The 26317-nt window shown below is 39.0% G+C and carries 19 protein-coding genes; 7 read left to right on the plus strand and 12 right to left on the minus strand.

The features are described 5' to 3' along the window. Positions 1–146: 146 nt before the first annotated feature. Both AAGF08_RS03185 and AAGF08_RS03190 read left to right on the plus strand, forming a co-directional pair. Positions 147–2507, plus strand: a complete 2361-nt coding sequence (locus tag AAGF08_RS03185; protein WP_343509509.1) for an ABC transporter permease — start codon at positions 147–149, stop codon at positions 2505–2507. Between the two features lie 408 nt (positions 2508–2915). After that, complete coding sequence (locus AAGF08_RS03190; RefSeq protein ID WP_343509511.1) at positions 2916–5369, plus strand: ABC transporter permease; 2454 nt, start codon at positions 2916–2918, stop codon at positions 5367–5369. Between the two features lie 271 nt (positions 5370–5640). Here the strand turns inward: AAGF08_RS03190 and AAGF08_RS03195 are convergent, their stop codons facing one another. The 9 genes from AAGF08_RS03195 to AAGF08_RS03235 all read right to left on the minus strand — a co-directional run bounded on the left by AAGF08_RS03195 (position 5641) and on the right by AAGF08_RS03235 (position 12919). Next, entirely contained in the window at positions 5641–6180 is a 540-nt protein-coding gene (locus AAGF08_RS03195) for a dihydrofolate reductase family protein (protein ID WP_343509512.1), read from the minus strand. A gap of 304 nt (positions 6181–6484) precedes the next feature. Further along, positions 6485–7216, minus strand: coding sequence for a hypothetical protein (locus AAGF08_RS03200; RefSeq protein WP_343509513.1), 732 nt, complete (start codon positions 7214–7216; stop codon positions 6485–6487). An 890-nt stretch (positions 7217–8106) separates the two neighbouring features. Next, entirely contained in the window at positions 8107–9279 is a 1173-nt protein-coding gene (locus AAGF08_RS03205) for an FG-GAP-like repeat-containing protein (protein WP_343509514.1), read from the minus strand. A gap of 841 nt (positions 9280–10120) precedes the next feature. Continuing rightward, on the minus strand, positions 10121–10279 hold the full coding sequence (locus AAGF08_RS03210) for a hypothetical protein (protein WP_343509515.1): 159 nt from the start codon (positions 10277–10279) through the stop codon (positions 10121–10123). A gap of 302 nt (positions 10280–10581) precedes the next feature. Continuing rightward, the gene (locus tag AAGF08_RS03215) at positions 10582–10896 is read right to left on the minus strand and encodes a PHB depolymerase family esterase (RefSeq protein ID WP_343509516.1); all 315 of its coding nucleotides are present in this window, start codon (positions 10894–10896) and stop codon (positions 10582–10584) included. A gap of 84 nt (positions 10897–10980) precedes the next feature. Beyond that, on the minus strand, positions 10981–11229 hold the full coding sequence (locus AAGF08_RS03220; RefSeq protein ID WP_343509517.1) for a hypothetical protein: 249 nt from the start codon (positions 11227–11229) through the stop codon (positions 10981–10983). A gap of 39 nt (positions 11230–11268) precedes the next feature. Then, the gene (locus AAGF08_RS03225) at positions 11269–11895 is read right to left on the minus strand and encodes a DUF2306 domain-containing protein (RefSeq protein ID WP_343509518.1); all 627 of its coding nucleotides are present in this window, start codon (positions 11893–11895) and stop codon (positions 11269–11271) included. 95 nt (positions 11896–11990) lie between these two features. Continuing rightward, a complete protein-coding gene (locus AAGF08_RS03230; RefSeq protein WP_343509519.1) occupies positions 11991–12380 on the minus strand; it encodes a ketosteroid isomerase in 390 nt (129 codons plus the stop codon). Between the two features lie 11 nt (positions 12381–12391). After that, positions 12392–12919 carry a RidA family protein gene (locus AAGF08_RS03235; RefSeq protein ID WP_343509522.1) on the minus strand — a complete coding sequence of 176 codons (528 nt, stop codon included), beginning with the start codon at positions 12917–12919 and terminating at the stop codon, positions 12392–12394. Between the two features lie 525 nt (positions 12920–13444). Here AAGF08_RS03235 and AAGF08_RS03240 point away from each other — a divergent pair. The 5 genes from AAGF08_RS03240 to AAGF08_RS03260 all read left to right on the plus strand — a co-directional run bounded on the left by AAGF08_RS03240 (position 13445) and on the right by AAGF08_RS03260 (position 24943). Continuing rightward, on the plus strand, positions 13445–15808 hold the full coding sequence (locus AAGF08_RS03240; protein WP_343509524.1) for an FtsX-like permease family protein: 2364 nt from the start codon (positions 13445–13447) through the stop codon (positions 15806–15808). A 235-nt stretch (positions 15809–16043) separates the two neighbouring features. Next, on the plus strand, positions 16044–17258 hold the full coding sequence (locus AAGF08_RS03245) for a DUF1343 domain-containing protein (protein WP_343509526.1): 1215 nt from the start codon (positions 16044–16046) through the stop codon (positions 17256–17258). 197 nt (positions 17259–17455) lie between these two features. After that, a complete protein-coding gene (locus AAGF08_RS03250) occupies positions 17456–19861 on the plus strand; it encodes an ABC transporter permease (RefSeq protein WP_343509527.1) in 2406 nt (801 codons plus the stop codon). Positions 19862–19960: 99 nt separating this feature from the next. Further along, positions 19961–22387, plus strand: coding sequence for an ABC transporter permease (locus AAGF08_RS03255; protein ID WP_343509528.1), 2427 nt, complete (start codon positions 19961–19963; stop codon positions 22385–22387). A 138-nt stretch (positions 22388–22525) separates the two neighbouring features. After that, on the plus strand, positions 22526–24943 hold the full coding sequence (locus AAGF08_RS03260) for an ABC transporter permease (RefSeq protein WP_343509529.1): 2418 nt from the start codon (positions 22526–22528) through the stop codon (positions 24941–24943). 57 nt (positions 24944–25000) lie between these two features. Here AAGF08_RS03260 and AAGF08_RS03265 read toward each other — a convergent pair whose 3' ends face one another. The 3 genes from AAGF08_RS03265 to AAGF08_RS03275 form a co-directional block, all read right to left on the minus strand. After that, complete coding sequence (locus AAGF08_RS03265) at positions 25001–25111, minus strand: FG-GAP-like repeat-containing protein (protein ID WP_343509531.1); 111 nt, start codon at positions 25109–25111, stop codon at positions 25001–25003. Positions 25112–25235: 124 nt separating this feature from the next. After that, a complete protein-coding gene (locus tag AAGF08_RS03270) occupies positions 25236–25895 on the minus strand; it encodes a hypothetical protein (protein WP_343509534.1) in 660 nt (219 codons plus the stop codon). A 108-nt stretch (positions 25896–26003) separates the two neighbouring features. Further along, positions 26004–26165 (minus strand): FG-GAP repeat protein, encoded by a 162-nt coding sequence (locus tag AAGF08_RS03275; protein ID WP_343509769.1) that lies wholly within the window; start codon positions 26163–26165, stop codon positions 26004–26006. Between the last annotated feature and the right edge of the window lie 152 nt (positions 26166–26317).

The raw sequence follows: 26317 nt of genomic DNA on the forward strand, positions 1-26317 counted from the left end.
TGTTCAGTCACTTCAAGGAGTAACGATGAAGCAGTCCCGTTTTAATGAATTGATTTTCCTGATAACCAAGGGAAGATCAAATAAAACGAGATTGCTTCGCTCTACTTGCAATGACGTTTAAAAACCATCACTAAACCAACACCTCCATGTTACGTCATCAGATCTTATTGGCCTTCAGAAGTTTCATGAAGTCCAAGCATATTTTTGCAATTAATCTTTTCGGATTAACAATTGGATTGACCACGGTTATTCTAATCATGCTCTGGGTCAAAGATGAAGTTAGCATCAACCGCTACCACAGCAAGATAGATCAGATTTATCAGGTGATGACCAATCACGATAACTCTACCGGAATTGTTACTATTCCTTATACTCCCGCAGAAATGGCAGAGGCAATGAGTGCTGAGCTTTCGCAAGTGGAGGCTGCCACAGCCATTTCCCCTTTTATTGAAGGGGTTGCTTTTGAGCAGGGAAACACAAAAATGGAAGGCGATGGATACTTCGTCGACCAGGAATATTTCCAGATTTTCGATGTGGATTTCTTGGCAGGAAATCCAGAAAAAGTATTGACTGATATCAATGGAATTACTATTTCTGAAACTTTGGCCAACAAGCTATTCGGAAGTCCTCAACTGGCATTGGGCAAATCTCTGAAATGGCAAGTATTTGATTTTAAAAATGAGGTAGAAGTGACCGGTGTTTATAAAGACTTTGGAAAGCTAGACTTAATCAAGCCAGACTTTTTACTCGCATTTCCCTTTTTCAAAAATATGTTAGGGGATGGAGCACATTGGGATAATTTCAATGCTACCGCAACAGTCTTATTGAAAGAAGGAACAGATATAGCCTCATTCGATGAGCAGATTGCAGATTTTATTAAAAATAAAGAAGCTGAATCCAACGTCTCTGTTTTTGTACAGCCATTTGGAGAAACTTACTTATACGGTACTTATGAAGATGGAAAAGTAGCAGGTGGAAGAATCAGCTATGTAAAAATCTTCTCTATGATTGCAATTTTTATTCTGGTTATCGCCTGCATTAATTTCATGAATTTAACCACAGCCAGATCCATGAGCAGGTTGAAGGAAATTGGAGTTAAAAAATCTATGGGCGCTAGCCGGGGAGGATTGTTTTCCCAATTTATTACCGAATCCTTGGTTCTGACGTTGTTTGCTGTGGTGATTGCTGTTTTTGTAGCCTATGCCCTGCAGCCATTTTTCAATCAGGTCACTTCCAAAACACTTATGCTTTCTTTCCAACCAGATGTCATTTTGATCTTGTTGGGAGTTTGGTTACTTACAGGACTACTGGCAGGTATTTACCCTGCTATTTACCTTTCTAAGTTCAAACCTGTAGAGGTAATGAAGTCTAATGTCAATGGGAGCTTTGGTGAGCTTCTGGCAAGAAAAGGATTGGTTATATTTCAGTTTTCCATTTCCCTTTTATTGATTATCGGGATCTCGGTTTTGAGCAAGCAGATGAACTTCATTCAAAACCAAAATCTAGGATACAATCAAGCTCAATTATTGGAGTTGAATGCTTCTGGAATCGCCCCAAATCAACTAGCCACTTATCTCGAGGAAACTAAAAAAGTACCTGGTGTAAGTAGTGCTTCCAGTCTATCTCATCCTTTAGTGGGATTGGCGAGTTCTACAATCGGATTGACATGGGAGGGGAAAAATGAAGAAGAGCAGGTGAAGTTTGAAAATATTACGGTCAACATGGGATTGATCGAAACTATGGGCTTTGAAATGGCAGCTGGACGTGCTTTCTCCCCTGAATTTGGAGAAGAAGACAAAAAGATCATTTTAAATGAAGCTGCTGTGAAAACCATCGGTTTTCAGGATCCTGTAGGTAAGATTGTCAACCTCTGGGGTGAGGACAAAGAAGTGATCGGAGTGGTAAAAGACTTTCATTTTGAGTCCCTCAAAGAAACTGTAAAGCCTGCATTTCTAAAATACGATCCAACTTTTGCTCAAAAAGTTATGGTGAGAATTGAATCGAATGATCAACAGGCAAGCATTGCTGGAATTTCTGAAGTTTATGAAAAGTTTACTGGTCAACCTTTGAACTATTCATTTATGGATGAGGATTATCAGTCTCTTTATGCTTCCGAACAAAGGGCTTCTGACCTAGCTAAATATTTTGGAACGACAGCGATCTTTCTTTCTTGTTTGGGGCTTTTTGGATTGGCAGCTTTTACTGCCGAGAAGCGAAAGAAGGAGATAGGAGTAAGAAAAGTGATGGGGGCCTCTTTGGTCAGCATCCTGAGTTTAGTTTCAAAAGATTTTATTGTTTTGATTTTGGTGTCAATCATCATTGCAGTTCCAATTGCCTGGTATTTCGCAAATAATTGGCTTCAAACCTATGCCTATCAGACAGATTTGAGTTGGTGGATCTTTGCAGGTTCTGGTATGCTATTAATTCTTATTTCACTGTCCACAGTTGGTTATCAAGCTTTCAAAGCTGCCTCTGCTAACCCTGTTAATTCTCTAAGAAGTGAGTGATAGGTTTTGGGATGTAAGATTTATGAGGTGGATGTTGTAGATAGGTTTACAGATAGGATGGAGCAATCCTTAATTCAATTCGTCATTATGGGCGAATCGAGGTAATATCGATTTAAGTAGGAATTCTTCTTTTGATATGAGAACCTAGATATTCTTCAAACAGAAAGGAATTTCTTCAGGATACTTCTCGGTACCATTTGAGGCAATGATTTATCTTGGAAAAGAAATAATGAGAAGTTATTAAAGTCTTGATTAGAAATGTTTTAAGGGCTAATAATTAATCTTATCAAATAAATAAATCTCTTTAAAAATGAAAATCTGGTGCAACCTTAAGCTACAAGGATGCATCTAATCGATAAAGGGAGCTTGAGTTCCTGAATTTTGGAAACCAACCTAAACCAGCACATCATGTTTGAGAACTACTTCAAAATCGCAATTCGAAACTTAAAAAAGCATAAGTTCTATACCTTTATAAATATACTGGGATTATCTGTTGGAGTAGCAGTTTGTATGATTATCTCACTTTTTGTCATCAACGAGCTCTCCTATGATAAGCATTTTAAGGATGCAGACAATATTTATAGAATACATGCTGAGATCATTTTTGGAGGGAACCATTGGAATATGATCCAAGCTCCGGCTCCTATGGCTGAGGCTCTGCCAGCAGAATTTCCAGAAGTGGAATACGCTGTAAATTTTAGACAGAGAGGCTCTTATCTTGTTAAAAAAACGGATCAAAACATCAAAGAAAATAATGTGATCTGGGCCAGTAAAGACTTTTTTAATGTATTTGGAACCTCACTTTTAGAAGGAAGTCCAGATGGGGTTTTGGCAGAGCCAAATACTATGGCCATTAGCAAAAGTGCCGCTGAAAAATATTTTCCCGGAGAAAGTGCCTTAGGAAAATCATTGATTTTAGATAATGATGAGGATTTTAGAATAACGGGGGTGTTTGAGGATATTCCAAAAAATAGCCATTTTCATTTTGATTTTTTGCTTTCAATGGAGGGTTTAGAAGAGGCGAAATCCACCTCTTGGTTAAGTAATAATTTTCCAACCTACCTGAAATTGAGGGAAGGTTCAGACATAGACGCATTCAATGAAAAGCTGAAATCTCTGGTCAAGAAAAATGTAGAACCCGAATTAAGCAAGGTCTTTGGTGAGGGAGCTTCTTTGGATGCAATGTTAGCAGATGGAGGCAAAATGGAATATGAAGTTCAACCACTTTTGGATATACATCTGAAAAGTGACCTGATGGGGGAGTTTGAGCCTAATTTTAATATCACTTACGTTTACCTTTTTGTGGCAATTGCCTTGTTTATTCTGGTCATTGCCTGTATAAACTTCATGAATCTTTCCACGGCAAGATCTTCAAATCGAGCCAAAGAAGTCGGCATTAGAAAAGTAATGGGATCTTTTAGATCACACCTGATCCGACAGTTTTTGATGGAGTCTATTTTATTAAGTGTGATTTCATTCTTGATTGCGATTCCTATCGTGGCTTTGCTGCTTCCTGTCTTCAATGACTTGGCAGGTAGATCCCTTTCGATTCCATTTTCGCAGGTTACTTTTTATACGATTTTGATTCTTGGTGCCATTGGAACAGGCCTTTTGGCAGGAACATACCCCTCTTTTTTTCTATCTGGATTTAAGCCGGTGAGTATTTTAAAAGGAAAAGTTTCCTCTGGAATGAAAAGTGGTATTATCCGAAGCTCTTTAGTCGTATTTCAATTTTCTATTTCCATCATTTTGATCATTGCAACAGTTGCCGTTTTCAACCAACTGAATTATATCCAAAATAAGAAGATTGGCTTTAATAAGGATCAGATCATTACCGTAGATGATATATATGCACTTGGCGATCAGGCGGAATCATTTAAGCGGGAGATTCTCTCAAATAGTATGATGGAGTCGGGTACGATCACTGGTTTTTTACCGGTGGCAGGAACTTGGCGAAGTGATACTCCTTGGTGGGCAGAGGGAAAGGATCCCAAACAAACTGAAAATATGGTCAGTCTTCAGAACTGGAGTGTGGATTACGATTATGTCAAGACCATGGGAATGGAGATTGCTGAAGGGCGGGATTTTTCTATAGATTTCCCTTCAGATTCCAGTGCTGTCATCCTAAACGAAACTGCCGCAGCTCAATTCAATTTTGAGGGAGATCCCATCGGACAGAAAATCTACACCTTAGCCGGTGACAATGAGACCATGAACTTAGATGAGCTGCAAAGTAAGACCGTTGTAGGGATCGTAAAAAACTTCCATTTTGAGTCTCTGAAAGAGAATATAGGGTCAGTGATGATTTTCTTAAGCGAAAGACCACAGGGAATAGCGTCATTCCGATTTAATGCTGCCAATACCGATCAAGTAATCGAATTTGTAGAAGCTACCTGGAATAAATTCGCGCCCGGTCAGCCTTTTACTTATTCCTTTTTGGATGATCGATTTGGGAATATGTATGCAGCAGAAACACGTTTGGGTAAAGTCTTCGGGATCTTTGCGGGATTTGCCATTGTGATAGCTTGTTTGGGATTATTTGCCCTGACAGCATTTACTGCAGAGCAGCGAACCAAAGAAATCGGTATCCGAAAAGTTTTAGGATCGAGCATCGGAAGTATTATTGTATTGCTTTCAAAGGAGTTTGCCAAGCTAGTATTGATTGCATTTTTAATTGCTTCTCCGATAGCTTGGTGGGCCATGAGAAAATGGCTGGAAGACTATCAGTTCAAGCAGGATTTAGGTTGGCAGGTATTCTTGGGAGCCGGCCTGTTTGCCATTGCGATTGCCCTGCTTACAACAAGCTATCAATCCATCAAAGCTGCTACAGCCAATCCGGTCAATTCACTGAAAAGCGAATGAGGGGATAATTGAAAAATGATTTAGGATGTATGATGTCAGATTTTAATCCACAAAAACTAAACTAATACGTCCAAGAGAAAAGTTCTCACGCAAAAAACCTTTGAGTTTTTTAAAAACTCAAAGGTTTTTTATAATCTAATTTACTTTTAGAAATTAGGAACTGGTTTCTCTAATAAAATTTGATTTAAGGCTTGGAAATCAACTATAAAAAAAAGAAGCGTTTAGGTACCTGAGCGTGTATTAAAGTTTGTTTTCACAGTCCATTTAAAGATTAGGTTCCTTTTCCAATATCGTATGTGAGGATTTTTAATCCATCATCAAAATTTTCGGTGTCTTTCAAACTCCATTTAGCTTTTGTTGTTGAGTTACCAAATAGCCGAATTCCTTCCCCAAGAATAATTGGATTTAATTTCAATTTGAGTTGGTCAATAAGCCCATTGTCCAAAAGCCATCCTGAGAATGTCCCACCACCACATAAGTAAATATCACCTTTTGCTGATTCTTTTATTTCCTTAACTCTTTCGATTGATTTCTTCTCGATATGGACTGTTTCAGCCAATTTCTTTATTCTCAATGAATCGGAAAAAATGAAATGTTCCATATGAGGATAAGCAGGCTGTCCTGGTTCAAGTCCATATTTATATCCAAATTCATAAGTTCTTCTTCCCATGATTACAGTTTTAAAATTTTGTAGGTCGGATAAATACTTTTCAACCCCCGCTCCATCAGGTAAAAAGTCATTGATGTCATCATTTGCTCCTGCAATGAAACCATCAATGGAACTAGCTACGTAATAAATAATTTTTGCCATAATAATATATGTTTTTGTAATAGGGACAACCAATTAATTTTAAATCAATCTTTCTATTTCCATCTAAATTAGTTTAGCTACTATCCTTATTTAACCTATTATTTATAATAACATTACCAACTCTTATTTCTGGAAAGCTTTTAATGATACTTTACCATTTTTGGGTTGCAAGTTTTGTTTGAAATAAACAAAAGCTTTGAATCAGAAAACCAGAACAAATATGGATGTCAAAGAAAGTAGGTTTGAAGTAAGAATTCTAAAATAAGGCTATTATGAATCTTTTAAGTTAAGCCTTAATCTGGGCTTAGGGCCTATATAAAATCATAGATTTTAGTAGAGACTGAACCGCTTCACTTGAACCAATGGACCTATGTAAAAGGGTAGTCAAGTTAATGGCTATGCCAATCCATGTCGCTTGGTGATTTAGTTTTTTGTATTTCCATGCAAATAGTAACAGCATGGAAATTATTACAGCAGTTGCAATATTGTTCGGGACATACAAAGGCACTTCGAATAACCCACCTTTCAATACCGCTATCACGAAAAAGAATCCTCTTCCTACTGCAGGCATCATAATATAAAACAAACCTGCAATAAGCCACCAGGCATGTTCCTCTAAATTTTTACGCTTGACGATGGCCTGAACGATTGAATAAATAAATGCAGTTATGAGTATCAATTCAATCACCACCACTCCATAGAGAAATTCAGGTGTAAGATTGCTGCTTTCGGGATTGTTTTCAATCATGCCTGCATTGTGCATATCACCCATCAACATCACTATTGCAGAAAAAATCACTCCTCCAGCGATAAAGAAACCTATAATTCCATTTGTTCGATGCTTTTCCAATTTTCCATGGGTAGCCAAATAAGGCTGGCTAATTAAGAAAAAGTACCAGGTGGAAGCAAGCCAATAATGAACATGAACGCCCCAATATTCTTGAGAAAAAGTAGGCCAATAAAAAGGGAATATTCCAGCTTGCATGATAATAAAAGGGAAAAGCATCCAAAGATGGAGGTTCTTATATTTGTTCATGATCATTATTTAAGGTGATGGTCGAAACAGGAACATTCTAGATAGTTGCGAATGGACTTTATCTACTTTAATTCCTTGAAAATATTGACTTATATCTCTAGAAAGCTTCTTAAAATACTTCTATCATTTTGGCTTTGCAAGGCTAGTTTGGAAAAACAAAAGCATTAAATGAGAAACCGAAGAGTAACCAGTAATCTAAAAAGTTTGTAATAAGTATGAAAACTAAAATAGGTCTGGAATGAATCTATTAAGTTTTACATTGATATTTAAAGGGTGAGAGAAGGATCTTTAAAGGGTTTCAGGATTATGTTTTTAACCCTTATAAATGAGTTAGAATTATTGATTGGAATTACGTCCGACAGCTATACGGGGCCGACTCAGACTGAAGCACTGATTTGACTAAGGCGAATAGCAATTTCTATTTGGAAGGTTTTTCTTTATTTAACCGCAAAGATCAAAAAGGCTCCCGCGAAGCCACAAAGGCCGAAAAGTACTGTAAATTTCGAATTACAAATTCTAAAAAATAAAAATGTCTTGTTTTTAACTACTCCTATACCCGATATCGAAAAGCAGTTTTTTATTTGAATAGACTCATCATACTCTAAAAATGAACTTCCAAACTATAATAATAAAGATTCATTTTATTTACTTGAAAAATGGCTGAAGCCATTTACGCTAGGTGTTGAATTTAAAATGTAGCCCAGGGTTTAAATCGTGGGCTAGGAAATATTACCTGCTCCGGTAAACCATTTTAATGGTTTTGCTACCTTCACCTCGGCCTGTGTCTTGTAGAGTAAATAAAATGATGAAAGTCCGAGAGACATTGATGAGATTGCCGCCTACCGGTAGGCAAGCCTTTCTACAGGAGAATAGGAAATGATGTACCTGCCTTACTTCCTTTGATTCCAGTAAATTTTTAGGTTGTTGGTGGACCGGCCAGAGGCGATCAGATCGAGTTTTCCGTCCCCGTTGAGATCGGCTACAGTAAGACTCTCAGTTGCCATACCGTTTTGATCGATCCAGTGGGATTTGAATTCGGTGTAGTCCTCGTTTCCTGGCTCATATAGTTTGACTCCTATATCTCCTGCTTCATTTGGCATGCGCCATCCAGCCACGATTTGGATGGTCCCGTTTCCCAAAAAATCCCCTGTCACAATCCCATGTCCTTCTTTAAGACTTTCATCTAATACCAATCGCTTTGGTTCGAGGCTTTGTGATTTAAGAGAAGGGGCAAGATAAACTGTCACCTGATTTCCATGCATGGATTCTATTCCAGCGAGCAGCATGCCTTCATTTGGGATTTCTGCCAAACTCAATTCTCCAAAGGATTGATGCCCTGGAGGGGATTCTTGAGTAGGCCCGGCAAACCAGTTACCGTCCTGAAAAGAAAAGCTTTTTATTCCTTCTTTTCCCCCAATAAAAATCGTCTCGCCTTCACCTACGCCAATGTCTTTGGAAATCATATTATGTGTAAGATGCATGGATTCATCGATAAGGTTGGTTTTCCAAGGATTATTGGGGTCTTCAGCTTTTTCATAGCCAATCACTTTCACTCCTGCTCCTTCGCCTACTTTGTTTCCCCGACCGTGAAGTGGAAGCACGATGAGCTGATAGGTATCGTTCCCTGTTTTCACCCAATACATGCGATGCACCGTTGGCTCGTGCGGAAGTTGCACTGCTGTCCAAAGTTGAGTAGGATCGGCTGGCCTGATTAAGTAATGTACCGAACCGGATTCAGCTTCATTACTAGTTTCTCCCGGATTCCATTGCGCACCTACGGCTATCTCTACCTTTCCATCTCCATCTATATCCCGCGCTGCAATGCAGACATTATCCCGCTCGGTCAAGTTTTCTGCCAATACAAAGCGCTTCCAATCCCCGTTTCGGTACCATACAAATTGTTTCTTATCTGCTAAAATCAAATCCGGTTTTCCGTCTCCATCCACATCACCTACGACCACGCCATAGCCTATGGAAACATTGGAGTCTATAAGTTGGGATTCGAAGGTTGGGCTGTCTTGGGGAAATAAAAGTACGAGCCATGGTAAAATCAGCAGGGTCATAGATCAAAAATTTTGGTGTATTCTAAAGTTAGAAAAATTGAGGGGAATTTTCCTCCGCAAGTTAAAACCCGCCACGCCGTCTCCTTGACTGTACACCTCGGTCTTTGTCCCATAGACCGAAGCAAAATAGACTTAAAGCCGAAAGATTCAACGAAATTCTGAAGCAGGAGTTTGGTTTGGAAAAGCCTATTGACTCCGAGGAAAGAGCCGGATAGGCCAATCCAGTAATACCGAGCAGCCTGTCTAGTTTTTTTAGGATTTGCCATCCCAGTGACAATGAAAAACAGGATTATTTTTAATTAGTTGACAAGCTGATTAACGACTACAAAAAAAGAAGTAAAGTAATTGGAGGATTAATGTAAAAAAGGACAAGAAAATTTAGAATTAGTAAATTAAAAGACAACCGAAAGCAGGATTAGACCCTTTCCTGTCTACTTAAATCAGGATTATAGAAATCTCTGTAAATCACAATCAGGCTTTCTACTGTAAAGCCAATTCAGTTTTATTACAATAACTATCACCTATTTTCAGGACGGGTCAAAGAATCAACGAATAGGTAAAAAGAGTCTCCGTTGATTCAAAAAGGGTCTCTCGATATTCAAAGAGTATCTCCGTTGATACAAAAAGAGTCTCGCTTGATACAAAAAGAGTCTCGCGATATATAAAGAGAATCTCCGTTGATTCTTTTAACCCCCTGGGGGGGATATCCTAGGGGGAGGGGGGTACCTCCGAGGTGGGAGGGGGTACTTCGGAAGTGGGTAGTCAGTTAAAGGATCTGATGTATTTATTTCCGGAACCAATCTAGGTTTTATACACTTGAGACCAATTTTAGTTTATTATTTTAAGCTTCCTCTTCGGACTGTCCGTTGTTGAGCTGTTTTGCAGCTTGTTCCTGGATTTTTTGAACGAGGGTATAAATCTTGTCAAAGGGCATTTGGCCCAATGATTCTAACACCATGTTAGCTTCATCGATAGTGAGTTTAATTGTAATTTCTTTCATCCTATGGGTTATTTCAGGTTAAAATAAAAAAGAATTTGTGGTTGATTCATTGGGTTGAGAGGATTGCAACAATCGGTAAATTGTTTGAGTAGTGGCAGATTAGGTGGTAGGTTTCTGTTAAGATACTCAATTGTTAAGTAGCTTAAATAGAACTAGTTGAAAAAATCTGGATTTTCATTCTCGTTTTTTATGGAGAAGACAACGATAGAACAGATTGGATGAATAAAACTGTTCCGCCGCACCTCCATGTTCATCGCTAGCAAAGGTGGTGAAAATAGAGTTGGAGCTGATCCTACTCTGATCTAAATCCAATTTCGATTTTTTGATAAATGGTCTTTCCAATTCAGCTCCAAATACGTTACAGCAGTTTGCGGGTATTCATAGTCTACTACAGGATCGCAGTCGTTGTGGAAAATCCACATTGGTAAATCAGCCATACCTTCACAGTTGGATTTGCAAGATAAAGCGCCTGCGATCGGTACAATGGCAGAAAATTTTTCGGGATATTTTTTAGCCAACCCCGAGGTGCCATGTCCACCTCTACTCACACCCGTCAGATAGACTCTGTCAGAATCTACCTGATGGTTGCGAATCGTTTGGTTGATGATATGAATCAAACCACTGCCTCTGTTCCATTCGGCCCGTTCTCATATGAGGGTTTACGATGACAAATGAGTCTGGAAGGGTTTCTTGCTGCTTTGTTAGGAAATAAAAAGGCCCCCATTTTTGATTGTGTTCGGGCTTGGGCTAGTTGCTGCATTGCCTCCTTGAAGGTAGATGATCAGCTGCCATTTCTTTTGCACGTCATAGGCTTTGGGAAGACACAACCAGTAGGCATCCAACACTTGGTTGCTAAACCCTTCTTTGATCAGCACTTGCTTGCCGGGTGCAGGTTTTTCTGTGCAACTAAGAAGCAAGACAAAGAACATCAGGAAGCATGAGAGGATCACATGGGAACTCATGTGATTTCATTTTTAAAGAATAGACTTTCAGCTCAATTTTTTATAGCTCAAAATCATCTCCGTAATTAGGAGAGGGATTACCCAAGATACCCAAATCAGAGTTTCTCCATTAATCTCAAGATCCTGAAGGATTTGTAAATCACTCATGAATCGAAAAGAGACAAATGCAAAAGTGACAACATAGCTTTTGATCATCCATTCCCGATGGAGATCAATGTTCTTCCGGAGGATTGATAGATAGGCAAATGCTATTGTCACAAACCAAGCAAGAGCAAGTCCTTGGAGTGCTAAAGCCCAGTTGATATTGATTTTTATCGCTGTATTCCAAGCTAGATAAGTAGAGGAAACTGTTCCCAATAGAATAGCCCCAAGGTAGATTTTGCCTAAAATTCTATGGATTTTATAATTGGATTTTCGGAAGGATTCCCAAAATTGAATTGGTCCAATGAGCAGGGCAATCAAGCCTCCTGATATGTGTCCAATCAAAGAGAACTGAAAATCCTTCCATCTTCCAAAGACTTCAGGGTCAAAACTATAATAGGGTAAAGCATCATGTAGAATGAATTTTCCTGCCAGCAACGTCAAAATCGCTATAGCTATTAGCATAAAAATAAATCTAGGTTGTACCCATGGGGATTGCTGTGTTACTTTCATAGATTTTTTAATTTGTTTTTCTAACATTATGGTTGAATCTCGACTGACAACTGTCTATCGGAACTACATTCGATTCACTGCCCACTGCTTACTGCCTATTGTTTACCTAGCCCTATGTATTGCTGAAAGGCTTTGACTTTTCCATCGCCAATAGTCCACTCATGAACTACATGGGTGATATAGGCTTCCCCAGTGCTTTTTAATTTCCCACTGTAATTAAGTTTAGCTAATACTTTGTCTGAACCCAAAGTAGTCAGTTGGATATTTTCCAAAAGAAAGTACTCATTGTCCCCCATGATTCTGCCAAAAACCCCATTTAAAACAGCCTCTGGGCTAGTATATGGATTGCCATCTGAATAGGTGCTGCTGCTTGCCTCGTTCCAAATAATATTTGGATCCATCATGGCAAGTACTTCAGGAACTTCACCTTTGCCAAAATGAGTGTATAATGTGTCGATAAGTGCTGTGTTTGAAGAGGTGCTCATAGTTTTATTGGTTATTTGTTTAGGTGTACTTCTAGTTCTATTTCAATCATCAATTCTGGCAAGGCTAAATCTTTCACTCCCAGCCAGGAGCCGGTAGGAAATTGCTTGGTATAAATGCTGTTTCTGTAAACTGATGCCTCTAAAAATGTTGGCATATCAGTGGTGAAAACATTCTCTACGATCACGTCGTCAAAGGTGGCCCCGAAGTGTTTTAGGATTTTCCCCAGATCTGCATAGCAGTTTTTCATTTGTTCTTCCATATTGCCAATGGCTGTAGGATTGCCCTCATCGTCCATGCTGACTGCGCCGGAGATTTTGATATCATTCCCGATTTTTACTGCGTGGGTGTATCCATAAGCTTTTTCTACTTCAGGCCTCAAATAAAAATATTCAGGCTTTTCCGCAGCTTCTTTTATTGCTATTTCTGAAGTTTGAGAGGCTTCTTGTACTTTAGGTTGGCAATTCTGGAAGATCACTGCCAAAATGAATAAGGGTAAAATCAAGACGGTTTGATTGCCTGATTTTAAAGGATTTTTCATAGCGATGTTTTTGGTTGAAATAAGCGAATTAGATAAAAATATGATTTAAAAAGTTCCTTATTTTAACATTGAATTTTTCTAATATAAATAAGATTTTTTCTAGATGGACAGTAATCTTTATAAAATTTAAAAACTGGAGAGATTCAATTTTTTAAAGTTGATTGTCAATTTATTGCAATTTATCCCTCCCCTGAGCAAATAGAGTCTCATTTGAGTTCATCTGTACTGATAAGAATTGAATTCACATTTTTTTAATCCAGATAAGGGGATCAGAATCAATGTTTTAAATTTTTCGTCCGAGAGCGCGCAAAATCGATTGAAGTCGGACAAACAGCACCTTGAAAAAATAGCTTTTAGGAAGCGTATGGGGCTTTTTTGCTTCGTTGGCACTTTCTATGCAACTGTTTGGGATCAACATGCATCTTTTAATAGTATCAAGTATCAAGGAAAAAATGGATGAGCTGATTTATCAATCTTCCAATTCGCTGAAACAGACCAACTATTCCACATCCCAACTATAAAGCCATGATCAAAAACTATTTTAAAATTGCTTTGAGAGGTTTTGCAAAGCATAAACTCACATTTTTTATCAATCTCTTTGGTTTGTCCCTAGGCTTATGGGCAGCGATCCTGATCGGACTTTGGGTGAATTCTGAGATGAATGTCAATAAGGAATTACCGGAGGTGGCAAGAGTCTATCAAATGATGGAGCATCAGTCTTATGGGACTAATATTTTTACGACGGCTTCTACCCCCGGTGTGCTGGCGGAAAGTATGAAGGAAAGCCTTGCTGATGTGGAATATGCTGCTACCTATACCTGGCTTGAGAATTATTTATTCGTGATAGGAGACAAACGGATCAAGCTGGAGGGCATGCATGTCATGCCTGATTTGCTTAAAATCTATGATTATGGGGTAGTAGAGGGCGATCTCAATTTTATGCTCACAGAAAATAATCATGTGGTCTTGACTGAAAGTGGAGCGATTTCGCTATTCGGTAGAACAGACGTCGTGGGTGAGGATGTAGAGATTAAAAGTGGCACAGACTCTAAAAATTTCATTATTCAAGGTGTGATAAATGATTATCCAAACAGTTCCACCATGAAGTTTGACTTTGTGCTTCCATATTCCCTGTATTTTGAAGAGAATGACTGGTTGGAAGAATGGGACAATAATGGTCCAAGGACTGTCATTCGATTACGTGAAGGGGTAGATGGAGATAAGTTTTCTGCAAGCATGGAGAACTACATCCAGGATAAAAGTGAGGAATCCAATGTTCGATTGTTTGCCTATCCTTATGGAGATTATTACCTCCATGGGGGTTGGAAAGACGGCCAGAAAATAGAAGGAAGAATCAAAAATGTGAAGCTTTTTGCGATGATCGGACTGTTTGTGCTGATTATTGCCTGCATTAATTTTATGAATCTGAGCACTGCCAAATCCCAAAAAAGGGCGAAGGAAGTGGGCGTAAGAAAAGTCGCCGGAGCGGATAAAAAGTCATTGGTTTTTCAGTTTATGAGCGAATCAATTTTGATTTCATTTTTCTCCGGGATCATCGCTTTAATTTTGGTTCAGGCCACGCTTCCGATTTTCAATAATTTGACCGGAAAAGAAATGTTCGTCCCATATCTATCGAGTCTTTTTTGGATCAGGTTATTGAGCATCATCCTATTCACTGGTTTGGTGGCAGGAAGTTATCCGGCATTTTATCTGTCAGCCACGAAAGTTGTCTCCGTTTTCCGATCATTTACGAAGGCCGGTAAAGGAGTTGTGATGGCTAGAAAAGGGTTGGTGCTTTTTCAGTTTATTTTGGCTACCATCTTAATCGTTTCCACCCTAGTCGTTTATAAGCAGATCAGTTTTGCCATGAATCAGGATTTGGGCTATTCCAAAGATCAACTGATTCAGATTCCCTTGGAAGGAAAACTTCTGGAAAGCTTTGATGTCTTTAAAACCGAACTCGAAAAGAATGAAAATATTGAAGCGGTAAGCAGATCTTCCTTTGGATTTATGGGAAGGAATTCTAATACAGGTGGAGTTTCCTGGGAAGGTAAAGATCCGGAAAATGCTGCTCTTTTTGAGGTGATCAGGGTTGACTATGATTTTATTAAAACTTCAGGAATGGAACTGATCAAAGGAAGAGCTTTTGATCTATTGAACGGTTCGGATTCTACTTCTGGGGCTATTTTGAACCAAACTGCTTATGATTTGATGCAAAAGGATCATGAAGGTTCGGAATTTTTTAGAATGTGGGATGTGGAAAGGTCAATTATTGGCGTGGTAAAAGATTTTCATTTTGAAAGCTTCCGACAAAGCGTTGCTCCTGCAATTTTGTTGTTAGATCCAATAAATACCTGGCAAGGCTATGTGAAAGTCAATACAGAAAATATTCAGGAAACAATTGCCTATCTGGAGAAAACTGCAGCTAATCTAAACCCAGAATTCCCATTTGAATACAGTTTTATGGATGAGAATTATGCACGTCTGTATCAAGAAGATGTGCGCCTCAGAGACTTGGCGGAGTACTTTAGCATTCTGACCATCCTTATTTCCTGCTTGGGTCTGTTAGGATTATCAGCCCATATCGCAGAGCAAAAGACTAAGGAAATTGGAATCCGAAAAGTATTGGGAGCTTCTACCTTCTCTATCCTTCAGGTGATCAACAAGGAGTTTATTCTGATTGTATTTATGTCGATTGTGATAGGCTCGGGGCTGGCCTTCTGGTTGATGCAGGATTGGTTAGATGGATACCAGTATAAAATCAATTTTGAGTGGTGGTTTATCCCTTTGTCAGCTGTTACTATTATGGGAGTAGCATTTTTAACAGTTACACTCCAATCTTTAAAAGCCGCGAATTCTAATCCGGTGAAAGCGATCAAGAGCGAGTAAGGGATGTAGGATTTAGGATTTCAGATTTATGATGTATTGGACCGTCATAGCGAGCGACGAAGGAGCACGGCGATCTCGTAGTAAATTATCGGGATTGCTTCGTTCCTCGTAACGTTGCTAAAACCTGGATTGCCGCGTCAGCAAAATGGCCACCTCGCAATGACGGTATAAATACGATTGCGTCCTTCCTGCCAATGATGTACTTTTAAAAACCTGAAACTTACCCCACCGACACATGAAATCCATTTCATTAGTAGCATTGAGCATTCTCTTTTGTTTTTGCACTACAAAACTTCCTGCAAACCAACCCGAAAGGCAAAGTCAGGAAATCAAAACAGGAGCAGAGCAAACGGATTTGTATTTGCCACTATTTGAAGGAAAACGAGTAGCTGTTCTAGCCAACCAGACCTCTATCATCGGCAAATCCCATTTGGTGGATAGTCTGCAGACCTTGGGTATAAATATTGTCAAGGTATTCGGACCGGAGCATGGGTTTCGGGGTAATGCCAGTGCCGGAGCTAAAGTGGCTGATGATATAGACGAGCAAACTGGAATTCCAATTATCTCGCTTTACGGAAGGAAGAATAAACCCAGCAAGGAAGACCTGGCTGATGTGGATGTTTTGATATATGACTTGCAGGATGTAGGCGTTCGTTTCTACACCAATATCAATGCGCTTGCTCGATTGATGGAAGCCTGCGAGGAAAACCAAAAACCCCTGATTATACTGGATCGACCAAATCCGAATGGCTATCTCATCGATGGTCCTGTACTCGATATGAAGTATAAATCAGGAATTGGGATGTTTCCCCTTCCTATGGCACATGGATTGACGGTTGGGGAGTTTGCCAGGATGGCAAATGGAGAAGGATGGCTGACCAATCAAGTCAAAGCGAATATTATCGTGATCCCGGTTGCCAACTACGCACATGATATGCCCTACGTTTTACCAGTCTCTCCTTCACCAAACCTGAATACCCCACAGTCGGTCTTGTTATATCCCAGCTTATGCATGTTTGAGGGGACTTATATCAATTTGGGACGCGGTACCTTTTTCCCTTTTACAGTTTTGGGTAGTCCTGCCTACAAAGATATTTACGACTTCCATTTTACCCCCACAGGAATCAAAGGAATGGCAGAAACCCCACTTTTTATGGATCAGGTTTGTTATGGAATTGATTTGCGTGATTATGACACAGAAAAATTAAGAGAAAGGGGACAAATCAATTTTGAATGGATCCGGGAACTCTATCAGGCAAGTCCAGAGAAGGAAAAGTTTTTTGATTCGAAGCTCAGCAACCAGATGAATAACATCGAAATCCAGATCGGGAGAGGGGATTTCAGACAGCAAATCATAGACAATGTACCGATGGAAACGATACGGGCTGGTTGGGAACCGGAGCTTTCTGCTTATAAAAAGATGCGATTGAAATATTTACTCTATCCCTAAATGCAAATTCGACCGTAGACGAACAATTTTGTCCGATTATTTTGACGATTTTTAAAAGAACCAATCCTAAAGCACTGATTTGACAGTTTTTGGATGGCATGAAAGTGGATTTCTTTCTATAAATACCCGACTGCTTCATCCCTCAAACTGATGGTAGAATCATTCTTTCATTTTTTAACTTTCAAATCGGATCATGTATGTGGAAAAACTACCTCAAAATTGCATTTCGTAGTCTTCGCAAAAGAAGGCTTTTCAGTTTCGTCAATGTCGTCGGATTGGTTTTTGGACTGGTCACATTCTTGGCCTTATTCGCCTTTGTGGCAACCGAGTGGACCTACAATGACTTCCATTCCAACAAAGACCGACTCTACCGACTGGTAGTAGTAGAAGGAAATGGCGAGGCGGAAATCTTTTTACCTCCAGGATATGCAACTATCCTTCAAGATCAGTTTGTGGACTTGGAGTCGGTTGATCGTTTGGCAGGGTTTATTGGAGGAGGATTGGTGGCAATTCCAGGAACTGATTTAGCATTTAAAGAGAATGAAGTAAGCTATGTGGAAGGTCGATTTTTTGAAGATTTTTCATTTCCGATTCTTCGGGGAACAGCAGATTTAAAAACCTCTCAAACAGCAGTCATTACAGAAGAAATGGCTTCCAAGTTTTTTGGAGAGGAAGATGCCTTGGGAAAATCATTTACTCTCAGCAACCAATTTGGTAAGCTGGATTTTACTGTTACTGGGGTTTTGGAGGGAATTCCTGATCGATCTGACATAGGATCTAATATTTTCTTGTCTATTCATACCTTGGAAAATCCTGATAATCGAAGTGGTAATGGTTGGGCTGATCCAAATGGGCTGGAATCGGGATTTGTAAATCTTTTTGCTTTGATAAAGAAGGATGTTGAAGTCGAAAGCCTGTCTCAGCAGATCACAGATTTTATACGGAAAAACCCTGGTTCGGAGGACTTGTCAGTAATTCTTCAGCCCTTATCTGAAATCCATTTAGGAGCAAGTATCTCTGATCCGCTTCCTTCTTACGGAAATCTTTCTACGATTTTAGTATTTACAGTAATGGCTTTTTTGATCCTAGGTATCGCTTACGTGAATTATTTGAATCTGTCTTCTGCGAGTATTTTAACTCGGATCAAAGAAATAAAAATGCGCAAAGTTCTTGGTGCCAAAAGCTGGCAACTGGCAGAGCAATTTATGGTAGAGACCATCCTACTGATGGGAGTGTCTACTGGAATAGGACTCGTGTTTCTTTACTTAGGCCAAAATTTTGCTGCCTCTGTTTTCGGAAAAGGAATTTGGTTTGGCGCTTTTCAGACACCTGTTTTCTGGTTATTGATTTTGGGTCTGATTGGAATTTGTGCCTTGGTTTCCGGTCTTTATGTGGTGGCTTTGTCCGGAAAGTTTGATCATAAATCTCAAATTAAATTTAAAGCTCCTGAAAGCGAACTTCTGAAAAAGGGATTGGTAGTTTTTCAATTCGTGATTTCTATAGGAATAATTGTTTGTACTCTAGTTATCCGAGACCAACTGAGTTTTATGCAAAACCAGAATTTGGGTATGAATCTGGATCAAAAAATCATTGTGGAAGGCCCCAATGATGTAGGGGAAAACAAAGTGAATAAAATGGCAAACTTCAAGCAGAGTTTGCTTTCTCAGTCTTTTGTCAAAGGTTTGGGTGCTTCTAATGCGCTTCCAGGTGTCAGTTATAATTTCTCAGCTGGTGGTATTACTCCGCTGGTTCCAAGGCCGGAAGACAAAGATAAAAGCTATGCCATGATGATTATGGACGATCAGTTTATTCCTACCTACGAAATTGAATTGGTGGCAGGTAGAAACTTTACTAAAACTGATGCGGAGCAAGGATGGGGTGCTGCCAAAAAATTGATTTTAAACGAGAGCTCTGTTCGGGAACTTGGTTTCGAAAGTCCTGCAGATGCGATCGGCAAAAACATCCTTTGGGGTGATCCATATGAAGTGGTTGGGGTGGTGAAGGATTATCATCACTTGTCTTTACGTGAGAAAATTTCCTCCATGATTTTCCTTCCTTCTCAGGCAGATGGATATTTCTCTTTGGTAGTAAATCCTGATCAGATGGCTTCGAATCTCGCCTCCATTCAAGGTATTTATGAGGAAATATTTCCGGGAAATCCATTTACCTACTTTTTTATGGATGAAAAATTCGCCTCTCAATATCAATCCGAGCAGCAGCTGAGCAAGGCTTTTACCATCGCTGGTATTCTAGCTATTTTGATCTCCTGTTTGGGATTATTTGGTTTGGCAGCCTATACAGTACAACAGCGATCCAAAGAAATAGGGATCAGAAAAGTCCTTGGAGCGAGTAGTGTCAGTTTATTGAGTTTGGTAAGCAAGGATTTCATTATCATCGTAGGAATAGCTATGGTTTTCGCATTTCCGATTGCTTGGTATGCCATGCAAAGTTGGCAAGAAGAGTTTCCATATAAGGCGGGATTATCCGTTCTCTCCTTTTTAGCAGCGGGTGGACTAACCTTGTTGATTGCAATTATAACCGTTGGTTCGCAGGCTTTGAAAGCCGCATGGTCGAATCCAGTCGACTCCATAAAGGACGAGTGATGTTAGATTTATGATTTAAGATATATGATGTTTTGAATTGAATAGGACGAGAGTCTATCTTAAAAATCCCTGATTAAAAGCCCTTAAAACCCCAGCCCCATGTTTAAAAATTATCTCAAAATCGCCTTAAGAAACCTTAAAAAAAACAAGGTGTATTCCTTCATTAATGTGTTGGGACTGACCCTTGGTTTTCTTTGTTGCATTTTAATTTATTTACATGTCAAGGATGAATTGTCCTATGATAAATTCCTGAAGGGTCATGAGAATATTTATCGAATCGCCTTAGAGCGAATTTACCCTGATCATGTTAATTTTTATGCAGTAATTCCAGATAGTTATTCAGAGGTTATAGCGGAAGAAGTAAAAGGAGTAGAGCAATCTACCCGTTTATTTGGTTTGGGAAATGGTAATATAATCGAACTTGGAGATGAAAAAATTGAAGAGAATTATATCGTTGCTGCAGATTCAAATTTTTACAATGTATTTGATTTTAAAATTATAAAAGGATCAAATAAAGAATCAGCTCTGAAAGAGCCAAATACTGTAGTTTTGACAGTAAAAACTGCCACTAGGCTTTTTAAGGAAACTGATCCGATTGGTAAAACATTAAAACTTTTCGGTCAAGATTTTGGGGTTTCAGCTGTCATGGAGGATGTGCCAGAAAACTCTCATCTGAGATTCGACTATTTGTTTGCTTCTGTTTCATTTCCTGGGTTGGCACAAGAGAATTTCACGGGTTTTTCAGCATATACTTACCTGAAATTGAGCCCTGAGGCTTCTCCAGAATCTGTAGAAGCTGCTTTACCGGGGTTGGTAGAAAAGTACGCATCTGGTCAGATTGAAAGAAATCTAGGAGTTTCATTTTCTGATTATACGGCTGCTGGAAATGGTTATAATTATTTTTTACAACCATTGGCAGACATACATCTAAAATCCAATTTGGAGGCCGAATTAAAGCCAAATGGCAATGCCACCTATGTCTATATTTTCATTTCAATTGCAATTTTTATTTTGGTTTTGGCCTGTATCAATTTTGTTAATCTGGCTACTGCAAGATCTGCAGACCGGGCAAAAGAAGTTGGTGTAAGGAAAGCAATGGGGTCAGAAAGAGGTCAGATAATAGCTCAGTTTTTACTGGAATCAATCGTATTGACTTTTATCTCTCTTACCATTGGGTTGGTTTTATCGAGCTTTGCTTTACCATATTTTAATGATTTGGCGGAAAAGTCTTTAAGAATCGATTTGGCAGCCTTGGGCACTGCCGTTCCTTTGATGATAGTTTTTGGCGTATTAATCGGACTTCTGGCAGGATATTATCCAGCCTTTCATTTATCTAAAATCAATACTATCACGATTCTTAAAGGAAAATTTCAAACAAGTGGAGGTGGTAATTGGCTGAGGAATGGTCTGGTAGTTTTCCAGTTTGGAATAGCCATTTTACTTATTTCAGGTACTTTGATTATCAATAGGCAGATTGAATTTATTCAATCCACCAGCCTTGGTTTCCAAAAGGAAAATGTAATGGTCTTGGAAAGTTTCGGCAGGCAGGAGAATAAAGATGTGTTGAAAGATGAAATTAAAAAAATGCCTGAGGTTATTTCTGTCGGTGCTTCCAGCAGTATGCCGGGTAAAGGAACCCTTGGGGTTCAATTTACAAAACCTGGCGGAGGGGATGTACTGACTACTAAATCTATGTCTGGTGATGACAATTTCTTTCAAACTTTAGAAATTAATCCTATCGAGGGTCGAGTTTTTGATGAGCAATTCAATGACTCATTATCCCTTATTTTAAATAGGGAAGCTGTTAAAGTCTTTTTTGGAAGTGAAAACCCTATCGGGCAAAAACTGCAGACGAATGTTAATTTTAACAGAGAAAATGAGATGAGAGAATTGACAGTAATCGGGGTAGTTGATGATTTTAACTTTGAATCTCTTCATGCAAGAGTCACTCCTTTGGCTATATTTCATGTGACTGGGCCAATTGGCTTTGAGAATTTCCTCACAGTTCGTTTTGAAGGAGAAAATCAATCTAGTTTAGTTGAAAAAGTGGAGGAAAAGTGGACTCAATTATCAGATGGAAGTCCTTTTTCCTATTTCTTTTTAGATAATGACCTTGCTCAATTGTATAAAAATGAACAGGTCTCGGGACAAATTCTTGCTGTGTTTTCAATTTTAGCTATTCTGATCGCCTGCATCGGTTTGTTTGGATTAGCAGCGTATACAGCATTTTTGAGAACCAAAGAAATAGGTGTTAGAAAAGTATTGGGAGCATCTGTTCCCAGTATTGTATTCTTGTTGTCAATCAATTTTGCAAAGCTTGTCGGAATTGCGTTTTTGATTTCAGTACCGATCGGATGGTTTGTCATGTCAGGCTGGTTAGACAGTTTTGCATTCAAAATTGACTTAGGGATTACTGTTTTCTTAATAGCTGGTCTAGTGACTTTAACAATAGCTTTGATGACAGTGAGTTATCAGGCAATTTCTGCAGCAATAGTAAATCCGGTAAAAAGTCTGAAAAGCGAATAAGGACTTAAAGCTTAGCGTTTAAGTCCTGCCTTTTTCTTCATAATTAAGTCCTTCAGGTGCAACCTTTTTGTCTTTAGTGGCATCTTGTAAAGTAGGAAGCTTTTTTAATTCCTGTTTTGACTACTAAACCAACCCAACATGCTGAAGAATTATTTGAAAATCGTCTTTCGCACACTGCAGAAAAACAAAGTGTATGCATCTATCAATATCCTGGGCCTTAGTCTTGGGATAGCCGCCAGTGTACTGATCGTTGTATTTGTAGCTGACGAATTGAGTTATGACCAGTTTCATCCACAAAGTGAAAATCTTTATAGAGTCGATTTTACCGGAAAGCTTAACGGTAATGAATTCAACATGGCCATGACTGGTGCACCTATTGGACCTGCTATGGCCGAAGAAATTCCTGAAGTTGAAAGTACCCTTAGGGTAGGACAATGGGAGTCAGTTCCAATTCAATATGAAGAACTCACTTTCACAGAGGGAAGTATGCTGGTGGTTGAGAAAAACTTCTTTGATTTTTTTGGATTTGAGCTGCTTCAGGGAGATCCAGCCACAGTTTTGGATGGTCCAAATAAAATAGTAATTACCGAAGATAATGCGAGAAAATACTTTGGAGATGAAGACCCAATAGGGAAGATTCTTTTACGTGGTTCAGACAAAACTGCTACTGAAATTACAGGAGTGATCAGTAATCCTCCATCAAATTCCCATCTCACTTATGATATGATCATCTCAGGAGATAGCTGGGAGTATTTGAAAAACGAGAATTGGTCCAGCAACAATTTATATACTTATTTCAGGACTTATCCTGAGGTGGATTTGAGTAATGTACAGGCATCTCTGGATGGTTTTATTGAAAAATATTTTGGTCCTGAGATTGAGCAGTATCTTGGCTTTTCCATGGATGAGCTCAGAGCCCAGGGAAATAATGTCGGCTATGGGTTTATGCCTTTAGAGAATATCCATTTGTACTCTGAGCTTTCTGAAGAACCGACTACGCCGGGCAACATCCAATACCTATACATATTTGGGGCCATCTCCATTTTTATCATTCTGATAGCCTGCATCAATTTCATGAATCTTGCCACGGCCAAATCAGCTAATCATGCGAAGGAGGTAGGAGTAAGGAAATCCATCGGTGCAGGTCGAACTTCACTAGTGGGACAGTTTCTTTCTGAGTCCATGATTTACAGTTTTATTTCTGGCTTTCTGGCTTTGATTTTTATTTTGGTAGCATTGCAGCCATTCAATGCCCTTTCAGGTAAAAATTTGAGTTGGATGGTTTTTCTCGATCCAATTTTACTCCTAGGTTTTTTTGCCTTTCTTTTTTTCGTAGGACTCTTGGCTGGTTCTTATCCTGCCTTTTACTTGACATCCTTTTCTCCTTCGGAAGTGTTCAAGGGAAAAGTGAGAAAAGGAGCCAAGCGATCTGGCTTTAGAAATGGCTTGGTTATTTTTCAGTTCATTGTTTCTATTTGCCTAATCATCAGCAGTTTGGTGGTGTATAAGCAGCTGACCTATATGCAGGAAGTCAATTTAGGTTTTGACAAAGAAAATGTGATCAACTTGCTTCATACCCAGGCTTTGGGAAATAATGCTGAAGCTTTCAAGCAGGACCTATTGTCGAATACAGGCTTTGTTGCAGCCTCCTTCGCAAATAATTTGCCTCCGAAAATAGATTGGACCTCTGTGTACCGAGCGGTCGATACCGAGCAAGATTATCTCTTTACGATGAATTGGGTGGACCAGGATCACCTTGATGCCATGGGGTATGAGATGGTGCAAGGAAGATTTTTTTCTGAAGATTTTCCAACCGACAGCTCGGCCTTGATAGTGAATGAAAGTGCATTCAAACAGATAGGTTGGACAGAGATAGACGGAACGCAAAAAATCTCTGGGTATTTTGATGCAGATACCAACGAAGTAAGGGAAGTAATCGGGGTGATTAAGGATTTTAATTATGATAATCTCAAGCTAAAAATAGAACCATTGATTATGGGGATTGCACCAGATTATTATCAAGAAATGGCTATCCGACTAAATCCTGGTGATATTACTGATCGGATTGCTTTAATCGAAGAGCTTTGGTCAAAACATGCAAATGGGGCTGCTTTTGAATATTCTTTTTTGGATTCAAATTTTGATTCCCTTTACCGGTCCGAAAAGAATATGGGTAATATCATTTTGGTATTTACAGTCCTGGCAATCAGTATTGCCTGCTTGGGCCTATTTGGGTTGGCAGCATATACCACCGAGCAGCGATCAAAGGAAATTAGTATCCGTAAGGCAATGGGAGCAACAATGCCTCATTTGGTTACTTTGCTGAGTAAGGATTTTACCGTTTTAGTTTTGATTGCTTTTGTCATTTCGGGGCCCTTGGCCTATTATGTCATGGATCAGTATTGGCTTCAAAATTTCGCTTTTAGAACCTCCATAGGTTGGCCCCTGATTTTTGGTGCAGGAATGCTGTCCATTCTTATCGCTTGGCTTACTGTGAGTTACCAAAGTTTTAAGACTGCCGCTTCAAATCCAGTAGACTATTTAAAAAGTGAGTAGGAGAATTCAGGATTTGGGATTATTCTAAAATAATTCCAAATTCTTACTTATCTACCGCTACCTTAGATTCCAATAAATCTTTAAATTATTGGTAGCTCTTCCAGCTGCAATTAAGTCCAGTTTTCCGTCTCCATCAAGATCAGCAGAAGTCAGACTTTCACAAGCCATCCCGTTTTGATCGATCCAATGGGTTTTAAATTCTGTATAAGAATCATCTGTAGGATCTATAGTTTGATTCCAAATTCTCCATTATCATTTGGTACCCGGGAACCGGCAAGAATCTGTATCGTACCTATCCCCAAAAAATCACCAGTGACGATTCCATGTCTTTCTTTAGGCTTTCATCCAACACTACGCTTGACATGTTAGTTGTTTCTAATTCTCGGTTGGAGTAAATGTATGCCGAAACTAGATTGCCATGCATTGGTTCTATTCCTGTTAATAGTAATTGGTTTTTAGGTAAATCTGTGATGCTTAATTCACCAAAAGAATAATTCTCGATAATTGAGTTTTTGCTATTTGTAGGAAGCCATTTTCCGTTTCGAAAAGAAAAAGATTTGACACCTTCTTTTCCTCCTATAAAAATTGTTTCTCCATCAGCATTACCCAGATCTTTAACCGTCATGTTGTGAGTCAAATGCATGGATTGATCAATTAATTGAGTATTCCAGCTATCCTTGGGATTTTCTGGCATTTCGTAGGCAATTACTTTAACACCATTTCCTTCTCCACCTTTATTTCTTCTCCCATGTAATGGAAGAACTACTAAAAGTGCTTTATCTGAAGAAGTTTTGACCCAATACATTCGATGGACAGTAGGCTCATGCTGTAGATGGACAGGAGTCCAAAGTTGGGTAGGGTCTGAAGGTCGAATCAGAAAATAAACAGATCCAGATTGGGATTCATCGCTAGTTTCTTCAGGATTCCATTGTGCTCCAACAGCGATTTCCACCTTGCCATCTCCATCGATATCACGAACAGCGATACATACATTATCTTTTTCAGTGAGGTTTTCGGTTAGAATAAAACGTTTCCAATTACCATTGTGATACCAGACAAATTAGCTTTTGTCTGCTACTATCAAATCTTGCTTTCCATCACCATCTACGTCACCGATCACCACACCATATCCTATTGAAATAGTTGAATCAATGGTTTGTTCTTCAAAATCAGGAGAATTTGAACTAAAAAAACAAGAAATTGAACCAGAAAAAAAATAGATGGATCATGAGGTTATGGGCTGTTATTCTACTCAATATACAAATCTGTCAACTAGGATTAAAGTCCTCATTATCTCCCTAAAAAAATCCTTTCTCAACTAGGAAAAGCGATTGGAAATATTTTACAGTTTATTTGTTCGCATGCGGTCAAAAA

The organism is Algoriphagus sp. SE2, assembly GCF_039563885.1.
Lineage (GTDB): Bacteria > Bacteroidota > Bacteroidia > Cytophagales > Cyclobacteriaceae > Algoriphagus.

Excerpts from the sequence above, each read along its gene's own strand:
- AAGF08_RS03185 (WP_343509509.1), top strand. The coding sequence starts at position 147 with ATGTTACGTCATCAGATCTTATTGGCCTTCAGAAGTTTCATGAAGTCC.
- AAGF08_RS03190 (WP_343509511.1), top strand. The coding sequence starts at position 2,916 with ATGTTTGAGAACTACTTCAAAATCGCAATTCGAAACTTAAAAAAGCAT.
- AAGF08_RS03195 (WP_343509512.1), bottom strand. The coding sequence starts at position 6,180 with ATGGCAAAAATTATTTATTACGTAGCTAGTTCCATTGATGGTTTCATT.
- AAGF08_RS03200 (WP_343509513.1), bottom strand. The coding sequence starts at position 7,216 with ATGAACAAATATAAGAACCTCCATCTTTGGATGCTTTTCCCTTTTATT.
- AAGF08_RS03205 (WP_343509514.1), bottom strand. The coding sequence starts at position 9,279 with ATGACCCTGCTGATTTTACCATGGCTCGTACTTTTATTTCCCCAAGAC.
- AAGF08_RS03210 (WP_343509515.1), bottom strand. The coding sequence starts at position 10,279 with ATGAAAGAAATTACAATTAAACTCACTATCGATGAAGCTAACATGGTG.
- AAGF08_RS03225 (WP_343509518.1), bottom strand. The coding sequence starts at position 11,895 with ATGAAAGTAACACAGCAATCCCCATGGGTACAACCTAGATTTATTTTT.
- AAGF08_RS03230 (WP_343509519.1), bottom strand. The coding sequence starts at position 12,380 with ATGAGCACCTCTTCAAACACAGCACTTATCGACACATTATACACTCAT.
- AAGF08_RS03235 (WP_343509522.1), bottom strand. The coding sequence starts at position 12,919 with ATGAAAAATCCTTTAAAATCAGGCAATCAAACCGTCTTGATTTTACCC.
- AAGF08_RS03240 (WP_343509524.1), top strand. The coding sequence starts at position 13,445 with ATGATCAAAAACTATTTTAAAATTGCTTTGAGAGGTTTTGCAAAGCAT.
- AAGF08_RS03245 (WP_343509526.1), top strand. The coding sequence starts at position 16,044 with ATGAAATCCATTTCATTAGTAGCATTGAGCATTCTCTTTTGTTTTTGC.
- AAGF08_RS03250 (WP_343509527.1), top strand. The coding sequence starts at position 17,456 with ATGTGGAAAAACTACCTCAAAATTGCATTTCGTAGTCTTCGCAAAAGA.
- AAGF08_RS03255 (WP_343509528.1), top strand. The coding sequence starts at position 19,961 with ATGTTTAAAAATTATCTCAAAATCGCCTTAAGAAACCTTAAAAAAAAC.
- AAGF08_RS03260 (WP_343509529.1), top strand. The coding sequence starts at position 22,526 with ATGCTGAAGAATTATTTGAAAATCGTCTTTCGCACACTGCAGAAAAAC.
- AAGF08_RS03265 (WP_343509531.1), bottom strand. The coding sequence starts at position 25,111 with ATGGCTTGTGAAAGTCTGACTTCTGCTGATCTTGATGGAGACGGAAAA.